Below are 9,807 nucleotides of genomic sequence, written 5' to 3' on the forward strand. Positions count from 1 at the left end.
ATGAAGTATATATTTAATCAAGTTTACATTATTGGGGCATTTTGCTTATTGGTTTCTTGCACCGCAATGGCTCAAAAATTCAATACCCATGAAGTAAAATCGGGAGAAACCTTACAAAGTATCGCTAAGATGTATGGGGTTACACCTGCAAGCATACTGCAGTACAACAAAGAAATAAAGGAAGGTCAGAAATTAAGATCGAACACTATTTTGGTGGTGCCGGGTAAAAAGATAGTTGCAGAGACAAGTACACCAACTTCGAATACCGCAACTATTAAAGGCGTAAAGAATGAAGTTCAAGAATCTATAACCGAAAGAGAACCTGTAGGTTATACAGAACACCGCGTCAAGAAAAAAGAAACAATTTTCGGTATTACACAGATGTATAAAATTACTGAAGATGAATTAAAAAAGTATAATCCGGCATTGTATGCATCTCCACTTCAAAAGAAGATGGTTTTGCGTATTCCTAAATATCGTGCTGCCATGGTTAAAGAGGTGAGCACAGACGAAGGTGATTTGGAAAAATATATTGTAGCGGCCAAAGAAACGCGCTGGAGTATAGCTCATAAATATGGTATTACCATTGAAAAAATGTTAGAGCTAAACCCTAGTTTATCCGCGGCAAATAATTATTTGTCTGAAGGTTACGAGTTAATGATGCCTAGAATTGCAGGTAGTACGGTAAAAAATCAAGTAACTCAGTTATACACTTCGTATACGGTACCAGCCAAAATGAATTTCTATCGTTTAGAAAAAGAATTTGGGGTAAAGTCAGATGAAATAGTTCGTTTAAATCCTGAGATTACAGAACGCGGCGGATTGAAAGAAGGTATGGTTATTCGTATTCCTGAGCAGAAAGTAGCCACAGGAGAAATAAATACGGACAACTATATTTTTTATGAGGTTAAGCCAAAGCAAAATGAGTTTCGATTAACAAGAAAGTTTGGAATGACTTGGGCAGAATTGGTTCAATTGAATCCTGATTTAAAAGGAGGTCTAAAAGCAGGTATGGTTTTAAAATTACCAAAAGATAAGGTTGGTGATTTTGAGGTAAGAAATGCTCTAGTGCTAGATAAAGTAAATTTATTAGATAGTATAAATGTTGGGGTTAAGCCAAAAGTATTGTTCTTACTGCCATTTAGATTAGATAAGGTAAATTTGGAGGACAAGGAAAGTGCAGAAAAAACAATTGATGCCCGAAGAGATATGACCGTTAGTTTAGGTCTGTACTCAGGTGCTCTGGTAGCAATAGATTCTATGAAATCTTTAGGTGTTTCAATAGACGTTAAAACTTTAGATAATCAATTAGACTTGGCTACAACTAAGCAGTTATTGCAAGGGGAACAGTTAGGTAATTACAATGCCGTTTTCGGTCCGTTAGATGCGCCATCTCTTAAAGAAACAGCTGTGCAGGCATCGAAATTCAATGTGCCAGTTATTGCACCGGTTAATGCTAAAAGTGATATTAGTTTAGAAAACGTATTCTTTTCGTATACAGATGAAGAAATATTATGGAAGCATATGTTAGATTATGTTGAAAAAAAACATAATGAAGAAACACTTTTGATAATCGCCGATGAGGATAATAAAAAGGAAAAAGATGCTATTCTAAAACGTTTTCCTACAGCTAAAGTGGTTGTTGTAAAAGAAGAAGACAAGAATATTGGTATAAACAGAGATAAACTTCAAACCCTACTTTCAGATGAAGTTTCCAACTGGGTATTTGTAGAATCTGATAATTATAAGTTAATTGCTAGTGTAGTTTCTATTTTGAATTCATTCAATAACACGGCACTTGATCCAGAATTGGCAAAAGATAAAGTAAAGGTGCGTATGTTTACGACAGATATGAATTCTGCATTTGAGAACGATGTTATCTCGAATACGCATTTATCGAATTTAAAATTTACCTACCCATCTGTAAATCGTCAAGTGACAAATAATTCCTTCGTTGAACGTTATAGAACACGTTTTGGAGATGACCCAGATAGATATGCTGTAAGAGGATTTGATTTGACCTACGATCTATTATTGAAGTTAGCTTATAGTAATAATCTAATCGAAGTTTCAAGATTTATTGGTGAAACCGAATATAATGGTAATAAATTCGATTACCAGAGAAAAGGAGTTTCAGGGTATCATAATCAATCGTCATATATAATGATGATAGATGATTTAAGAATTAAAACTATAGAATAGAATGACATCTAAAGTTACTTACAACGGCGAGTTAAGAACCGAATGTGTTCATTTAAAATCGAACGATTCTTTCGTGACAGATGCACCAGTAGATAATAACGGATTAGGTCAGGCATTTTCGCCGACAGATACCGTAGCTACAGGTTTGGCAAGTTGTATGTTGACAATGATGGGTATTAAGGCAAACGGTTTAGAAATAGACTTAAAAGGTACTACGGCATCTGTAACCAAACACATGGCAGCTTCACCGAGAAGAATTTCAAAAATAGAAGTAAATGTTCATTTGCCAAAAGAAATATCAGATAAGAATAGAAAAATTTTAGTGCACACGGCAAATACATGCCCTGTGCACTTTAGCTTGCATCCAGATATTGAGAAAGTAATCACTTATAATTGGGACTTATAAAAAAGACACATTTTATATTACTTCTATTAGCGCTACTGACCATTTCTGATGTTCAGAGTCAAGAAGTAGTGTCTTGGGAACCTGATTTTAGATTTACTTGGAGTGATTTTAAAGGAGCTGTACCCGTAACTTCAAGTGCTGCAGCAACCACGGCAAGTGGTATAACCTATCGCTTTTCCACTTTTTATGAGAATGACGAATTGCAGGTAGATTATAAGGTATTCGCTTATTTTTATCCGACGAAGTCGTGGTATAAACCTAAGCTATGTAATAATATAACCTTGCTTCATGAGCAATTACATTTCGATATAACCGAGCTCTATGCACGCAAATTGCGAAAGCAATTGGCGGAGGTGAAATTTACCAAGAATGTAAAAGAAGAGATTCGTAAAATCTACAAGGCTACCATTCGCCAACTGAACGATTTTCAAAATAAATACGATTCAGAAACTAACTACTCAAGGAATTTACCTGTTCAAGAACGTTGGGTAAAAGAGATTGAGGAAGCGTTAAGCGAACGCTAAGTTAATAGTGAAATAAAATAGTGAAATAGTGGTTAGTGAAATAGTTGATTAGTTTTAATTCCTCATCATTTACCTTGCTAATTTCAATACAAAAAGCAATTATATTTTTTAGGTAAAAGGGTGAAAAATCCTAAAGAAAAAAAGCTTGCTTTTTTTCTTTAGAACAACCACTAGTTCACTAACCACTAGTTCACTAACCACTAGTTCACTAACCACTAGTTCACTAAATTACACATCACAAATAGTAACTCCCTGTTTTAAAGCGTCTATTTTGTTTTCCCAACTGGGTACAAATTCTTGCGCTACGTGTCCCGTATATCCAGTTTTTAGAATAGCCTTCATAACTGCAGGGTAGAAAATTTCTTGTGTTTCATCGATCTCGTGTCTACCAGGGTTTCCGCCAGTATGGTAGTGTCCGTAATATTGATGATAGTTCTCAATGTTTCTAATAATATCACCTTCCATAATTTGCATGTGGTAAATATCGTAAAGCAGTTTAAAATGTTCAGATCCAATTGCTTCACAAAGAGATACGCCCCATTCAGAGGTGTCGCACATATAATCTTTATGATCCACCTTACTATTTAAAAGTTCCATTTGTAAAACAACGCCATGTTTTTCAGCTAAAGGCATTAATTTTTTTAATCCAATAGCACAATTACGCAAACCAACTAGGTCGTTCATTCCGTTTCTATTACCGCTAAAACATATTAGGTTAGTGTAACCTGCTTCTGCCACTAACGGTATTACGCGCTCGTAATCGGCAATTAACTCGTCATGTAAAGAAAGATCGTTAAAACCTTTTTCTATGCCCATGCCTGCGCCCCAGCACATAGATGCGTGAATATTGTATTTCTTTAAAAGAGGGAATTCATCTGGCCCGACCAGATCAATAGATCTAATGTCAAGCTCTACTAAATTTTTAAGAAAATCTTCAAAAGGGATGCTTCCATAGCACCAATAACAAACACTATGGTTAATATTGTACTTTAATTTTGCCGTAGTTTTAGGTTTTATATTGTTGGCCATTGCAGCCGAAGTCGATAAGAACCCGACAGAGGCAGCCGCTGATGTTCCAATAAAATTTCTTCTTTTCATTATAATTGATTTGTAGATTGAGTAGTTGATTCTTTAAAGATAATTTTTTTAGATTTAAAAATGGAAATTAATCCAGATAAGCAGAAGTTAATAGAATTGGCACATTACCGTATGCCATTTGGTAAGTATAAGGGTAAGTATCTGATTGATTTACCAGAGCCATATTTGGTATGGTTTAATCAAAAAGGATTTCCTGATGGTAAATTGGGAGATTTATTGCGTTCTATGTTAGAAATCAAAACAAACGGCTTAGAATCGATAATTCGAAAAATACAAAAACATTTTCCTAAAGAAACCCGTTGAGTTCTAACCTCAATTTGTAACTTTGTGTCCCGTAACATAGAATTCGATACATGGCACAAACCAAATACATCTTCGTTACGGGAGGCGTTACTTCATCACTAGGAAAAGGCATCATTGCTGCATCTTTGGCGAAATTACTGCAATCTCGCGGCTACAAAACTACCATTCAAAAGCTAGATCCTTACATTAATGTAGATCCAGGAACCTTAAACCCTTATGAGCATGGCGAATGTTATGTAACTGATGACGGTGCAGAAACTGATCTAGATTTAGGTCATTACGAGCGTTTTCTAAATGTTCGTACTTCTCAGGCCAACAATGTTACTACGGGTAGAATTTATCAAAGCGTAATTGAAAAAGAACGTAGAGGAGAATTTTTAGGAAAAACGGTACAAGTAGTTCCTCACATTACAAACGAAATAAAAGAACGTGTTCAAGTTTTAGGTAAAAGCGGTGAATATGATATCGTTATTACTGAAATTGGTGGTACGGTTGGTGATATTGAATCGTTACCATATATAGAAGCGGTTCGTCAATTACTTTGGGAACTTGGAGATAATAATGCTATTGTTATCCATTTAACCCTAGTACCTTATTTGTCTGCTGCAGGTGAGTTAAAAACAAAGCCAACGCAACACTCTGTAAAAACTTTAATGGAAAGCGGTATAAAAGCCGATATTTTAGTGTGTAGAACAGAGCATGAAATTTCAGACGAGATAAAAGATAAACTGGCGCTTTTTTGTAATGTAAAGCGGGAGGCGGTTATACAGAGTATAGATGCATCAACTATTTACGATGTGCCTTTATTAATGCAAGAAGAAGGTTTAGATACCGTAACCCTACAGAAATTGGCATTACCAAATACAGTAGAGCCAGACTTAGGGCTTTGGAACGGGTTTTTGGAAAGACATAAGAACCCGAAAAATGAAGTAACCATTGGGTTAGTAGGTAAATATGTAGAATTACAAGATTCTTATAAATCTATTTTAGAGTCATTTATACATGCCGGTGCTGCGAACGAGGTAAAGGTAATTGTCAAATCTGTGCATTCGGAATATATCACCTCTGCAAATTTTGAAAGTAAATTAAAAGGATTGGATGCTATTTTGGTAGCACCAGGTTTTGGTGAGCGTGGTATTGAAGGTAAAGTAAAGGCCGTTGAATATGCACGTGTTAATAAAATTCCGTTTTTAGGTATCTGTTTAGGTATGCAAATGGCTGTTATTGAATATGCACGTGATGTATTAGATCTCACAAATGCAAATTCTACAGAGATGGATGAAAACACACCTGATCCTGTAATTAGTATTATGGAAGAACAAAAGACCATAACCGATAAAGGTGGTACTATGCGTTTAGGTGCATGGGACTGTGATTTGAAAGATGGTAGTTTGGTTAAGCAAATGTATAATGGTGCTTCTCAAATATCTGAACGTCATCGTCATAGATATGAATTTAACAATGCCTATTTAGAGCAATTAGAGAATGCAGGTCTTATGGCAACAGGTTTCAATAAAGAGACTAATTTGGTTGAGATTGTAGAGGCAAAAGACCATCCTTGGTTTATTGGCGTGCAGTATCACCCAGAGTATAAGAGTACTGTAGCTAATCCGCATCCATTATTTGTGGGCTTCGTTAAGGCGGCTTTAGAGCATAAAAAGTCACAAACTAATGCCACATTGGCATAAACACCATATTTGGACATATATTTGCTTTCTTAAAAATTCAAAATATTCCCAATTAATTAGAAATACCACATGGAAGAAAAGAAATTTGATGTACAATCCATAATTGGCTTCGTGCTTATTTTTGGAATACTCATCTTCATGTTTTACCAAAATCAACCAACTCCAGAAGAGTTAGCGGCAGAAAAGGCAAAGCAAGAACAAGTAGAGGCTGTAAAGGCATCAGAAAATTCAGAAACAGAAACTGTTATTAATGATGTACCACAGTTAGATTTACAAGATTCTACTGCAGTTGCCAATTACCAAGGTAAACTTGGCGCATTTGGTTTTACAAGACCTTCTGATGACATTACTACTTTTGAGAATGAAGTTCTTTTATTAAAAATCAGTAATAAAGGTGGGCAGATCGTAGAAGCGAAAATGAAACAATTCGTTACTTACGATTCTGTACCGGTGTATTTGGTAAAAGATGGTAATGCTTCTTTTGGTCTAGATTTCGCTACATCTGATAATAGAATGTTGAATACTCAAGATTTATATTTTGAGCCTACAATGTCAAATGACAATGGTAATAAAGTATTATCATTAAAAGCTAAGACATCTAACAATCAATATTTAGAATATAGATATGTTATTAAGCCGAACGATTATTTAATTGACTTTACCATAAAATCTAAAGGCTTAGATAATGTTATAAGTTCTAGCAAGCCAGTTCAATTAGATTGGAAATTAAAAGGGATACGTCATTCTAAAAGTATACAGTACGAGAATAGGTATACGCGTTTAACTTATAATCATGAAGATGGTAAAATAAGTAAACTTTCTGAAGGAAGTGATGACGAAGAAACTGAAGAAGATGTAAAGTGGATCTCTTACAGACAACACTTTTTTAGCAGTATTCTAGCAGCAGATCAGCCTTTTAAAAGCGGAGACCTAACTTCTGTAAACTTAGTAGAAGAGGAAAGTAGAACTTTCGGATTTACAAAAGAATATGCATCTACACTACCTGTAGAATTGGAAGGCGGTGAAATTTCTAAAGATTTACACTGGTATTTTGGTCCTACGGACGTTGATACTTTATCTCAGTATGAAGATTTAGGTCTTGTAGACTCTATTCCTTTTGGTTGGGGTATATTCGGTTGGATCAACCGTTATGTATTTACACCGTTTTACGGATTAATCAGTACGTATTTCCCTTACGGTATTGCGATTGTTATAATGACCATTTTGGTTCGTTTGGCAATGTCACCGGTAACGTACAAGTCGTATTTATCTCAAGCGAAGATGAAGGTATTAAAACCTGAAATTACAGAGTTAGGGGAGAAGTACAAGGACAATGCTATGAAGAAGCAGCAAGAAACTATGAAATTGTATGGTAAGGCAGGGGTGAGCCCCATGAGCGGTTGTATACCTGCGGTTATACAAATGCCAATTTTCTATGCACTTTTCATGTTTTTTCCAACATCGTTCGCATTGCGTCAAAAATCATTCTTATGGGCAGATGACCTTTCTTCTTTTGATACCATTTATCAATTCCCAGAAGGATTTTCAATTCCTTTCTATGGTGACCACGTAAGTTTGTTTCCAATATTGGCATCTATAGCAATTTTCTTTTACATGAACATGACTACGGGTCAGAATATGCCAACGCAACCAGGTATGCCTAACATGAAATTTATCATGTACCTAATGCCATTTATGATGTTGTTTTTCTTTAACAACTATGCGAGTGGTTTGAGTTTGTATTATTTTGTTTCTAACTTAATTACAATAGGAATTATGTTGGTCATCAAGAATGTTATCATTGACAATGACAAAATACATGCTCAGATACAAGAGAACAAGAAGAAGCCTAAAAAGGAGAACAAGTTCCAAAAGAAAATGCGTGAAATGATGGAACAAGCAGAAGCGCAGAAGAAGAATTAAAAAAACCGTAGTGCTGTAAAAATAAAAAGCCCTTTCAAAATTGAAAGGGCTTTTGTGTTTTTTAAGAATATCTGTGTATTTCATCGAATAAATTAATTTTTATATAAAAAAATGTTAAAAATTTATCAAATTGCAATTATATCTTGAAGATAAGAGGATAATGTATCTTTTTTAATTTTCAATCAACTCCCCCTTGTGAAAGTTATAAAACGACTGTTAATCAGTTGTGATAGCTCATTTCTTATGTTTCATAGATGGTTATATGTCTAAGACCCCACATCTTAATTTATGACTTCGTAACTTTTTATGATATGGTATTTAATAACTAAATACTATACCATGGGGAACTTTACTTTTTTAACATTAAGAAATTTTTTACTTTTTTTCAGCTTTTCGCTCTTCGCAACAGTTGGTGTTGTGGCACAATCATTTTGTCCGCAAGATCCAGATCCTTTTGATCAACAAGACTTAAGATTAAATTCAGAATATACACCAGGTCAATGTCTTGCCAATGATATTCAGATTTTAGGTGCTTTTCTCGATACTGGAGAAATATGTAATAGTTGTATTTCTGGTGATGAAATAACTGCTAATTTTTCTATATCTATTAATCATAATACAAATAGTAGCGACAGATTTCTTGGTGTTTTTGCAGATTTAACCGAAACGCGACCAGATGGGTCGGTGGCAGTTTGTAAAATCGCTAGGTCATCTGGTCCAGTTCTTAAGAGCAGTGAACAAACAGGCAATCAACAAGTGTTGGATTATGGAGAAATCACTTTTACTTGTGGTAGCCAATTGGTTTTAGATAATATTCTATTAGTTTGGACAGCTGCAAATGGTGAAAGCCCTGTTACTCCGCAGAATAATCCTAATGGTAAATATTGCTATGCAAACCCGGTAATTAATGTAGTTCCTCCATTAAACGCAGTGGCTGAAGCTGCTTGTAATTTAAACAATTTGGCTGATGTTGATTTGGTTGTTAGTGGGGGGAAAGCACCATTCTCTTATTCTTGGTCAGGTCCAGGTGGGTTTACTTCAAACACTATGGATTTATTAGATGTTATGCCAGAATCTATGTATAATGTAACAGTAACAGATGCTGATGGATGTATAACAACAACAAATGTAACTACACCTGTTTGTTTTACTTGTCCAACTCTAAATAATCGATCTCCAGATTTCTCCACTTGCGAAGACATTCAAGGTCAAGGTCTTTCTGTGGATACAGATATAGAAAATATAAATATAAAGTTTGTTTACTATTCTAGTCAGCAAAGTAATCCTTATTTTGGTGGTACGCAATTAGGCGCAATTGTTACTCCTACTGGAGGAACAGCAACTTCTACAGCTGTTATTTCAGGGTTAGCGCCAGGAACATATTACGCCTATGCTATTTTAGATACCAATGATCCAGATTTATCAGATACTAATTGTAGACCTTTTACAGAAAGCATTATAACAATAAACCCGTTACCGATAGCGGAGATCAGTGGAACATTGGAAATCTGTTCAGACAGTAGCACCACGCTAACGGCAAGTGGCGGAACAAGTTATTTATGGAGCACTTCGGCCACAACGGCAGCTATAGAAGTAGATACGGCCGGCGATTATACGGTAACGGTAACAGATGCGAACGGTTGTGTGGACGAGGAAACGGTAA

Annotated in this window: 7 protein-coding genes and 1 pseudogene; 7 read left to right on the forward strand and 1 reads right to left on the reverse strand. The window is 35.3% G+C overall.

Features of this window, described 5'->3' with window-relative positions; genetic code table 11:
- The 3 genes from CLV90_RS18525 to CLV90_RS18535 are packed head-to-tail and all read left to right on the forward strand — an operon-like array spanning position 1 to position 3,132.
- On the forward strand, positions 1-2,202 hold the full coding sequence (locus CLV90_RS18525) for a LysM peptidoglycan-binding domain-containing protein (RefSeq protein WP_133689002.1): 2,202 nt from the start codon (positions 1-3) through the stop codon (positions 2,200-2,202).
- 1 nt (position 2,203) lies between these two features.
- Positions 2,204-2,608: an OsmC family protein gene (locus tag CLV90_RS18530; RefSeq protein ID WP_133689003.1), complete on the forward strand. Its 405-nt coding sequence runs from the start codon at positions 2,204-2,206 to the stop codon at positions 2,606-2,608.
- Positions 2,596-3,132: a DUF922 domain-containing protein gene (locus CLV90_RS18535; protein WP_243835573.1), complete on the forward strand. Its 537-nt coding sequence runs from the start codon at positions 2,596-2,598 to the stop codon at positions 3,130-3,132. Before CLV90_RS18530 ends, CLV90_RS18535 begins: the two co-directional genes overlap by 13 nt.
- A 228-nt stretch (positions 3,133-3,360) precedes the next feature.
- On the opposite strand, the gene CLV90_RS18540 is transcribed toward CLV90_RS18535, so the two are convergent.
- Positions 3,361-4,230, reverse strand: coding sequence for a hydroxypyruvate isomerase family protein (locus tag CLV90_RS18540; RefSeq protein WP_133689004.1), 870 nt, complete (start codon positions 4,228-4,230; stop codon positions 3,361-3,363).
- A 60-nt stretch (positions 4,231-4,290) separates the two neighbouring features.
- On the opposite strand from CLV90_RS18540, the gene CLV90_RS18545 reads away from it, so the two are divergent.
- The 4 genes and pseudogenes from CLV90_RS18545 to CLV90_RS19360 all read left to right on the forward strand — a co-directional run.
- Positions 4,291-4,533, forward strand: coding sequence for a DUF3820 family protein (locus CLV90_RS18545; RefSeq protein ID WP_133689005.1), 243 nt, complete (start codon positions 4,291-4,293; stop codon positions 4,531-4,533).
- Positions 4,534-4,583: 50 nt separating this feature from the next.
- Complete coding sequence (locus CLV90_RS18550; protein WP_133689006.1) at positions 4,584-6,221, forward strand: CTP synthase; 1,638 nt, start codon at positions 4,584-4,586, stop codon at positions 6,219-6,221.
- Positions 6,222-6,290: 69 nt separating this feature from the next.
- Entirely contained in the window at positions 6,291-8,144 is a 1,854-nt protein-coding gene (gene yidC / locus CLV90_RS18555) for a membrane protein insertase YidC (RefSeq protein WP_133689007.1), read from the forward strand.
- Positions 8,145-8,483: 339 nt separating this feature from the next.
- Positions 8,484-9,807, forward strand: a pseudogene (locus CLV90_RS19360) (hypothetical protein); the annotation flags it as partial.

The organism is Maribacter spongiicola (assembly GCF_004364165.1).
GTDB classification, from domain to species: Bacteria; Bacteroidota; Bacteroidia; order Flavobacteriales; family Flavobacteriaceae; genus Maribacter; species Maribacter spongiicola.

What these genes read in the sequence shown, in the direction of transcription:
- CLV90_RS18525 (WP_133689002.1), top strand. Translation starts at nt 1, where the DNA reads ATGAAGTATATATTTAATCAAGTTTACATTATTGGGGCATTTTGCTTA.
- CLV90_RS18530 (WP_133689003.1), top strand. Translation starts at nt 2,204, where the DNA reads ATGACATCTAAAGTTACTTACAACGGCGAGTTAAGAACCGAATGTGTT.
- CLV90_RS18540 (WP_133689004.1), bottom strand. Translation starts at nt 4,230, where the DNA reads ATGAAAAGAAGAAATTTTATTGGAACATCAGCGGCTGCCTCTGTCGGG.
- CLV90_RS18545 (WP_133689005.1), top strand. Translation starts at nt 4,291, where the DNA reads ATGGAAATTAATCCAGATAAGCAGAAGTTAATAGAATTGGCACATTAC.
- CLV90_RS18550 (WP_133689006.1), top strand. Translation starts at nt 4,584, where the DNA reads ATGGCACAAACCAAATACATCTTCGTTACGGGAGGCGTTACTTCATCA.
- yidC (WP_133689007.1), top strand. Translation starts at nt 6,291, where the DNA reads ATGGAAGAAAAGAAATTTGATGTACAATCCATAATTGGCTTCGTGCTT.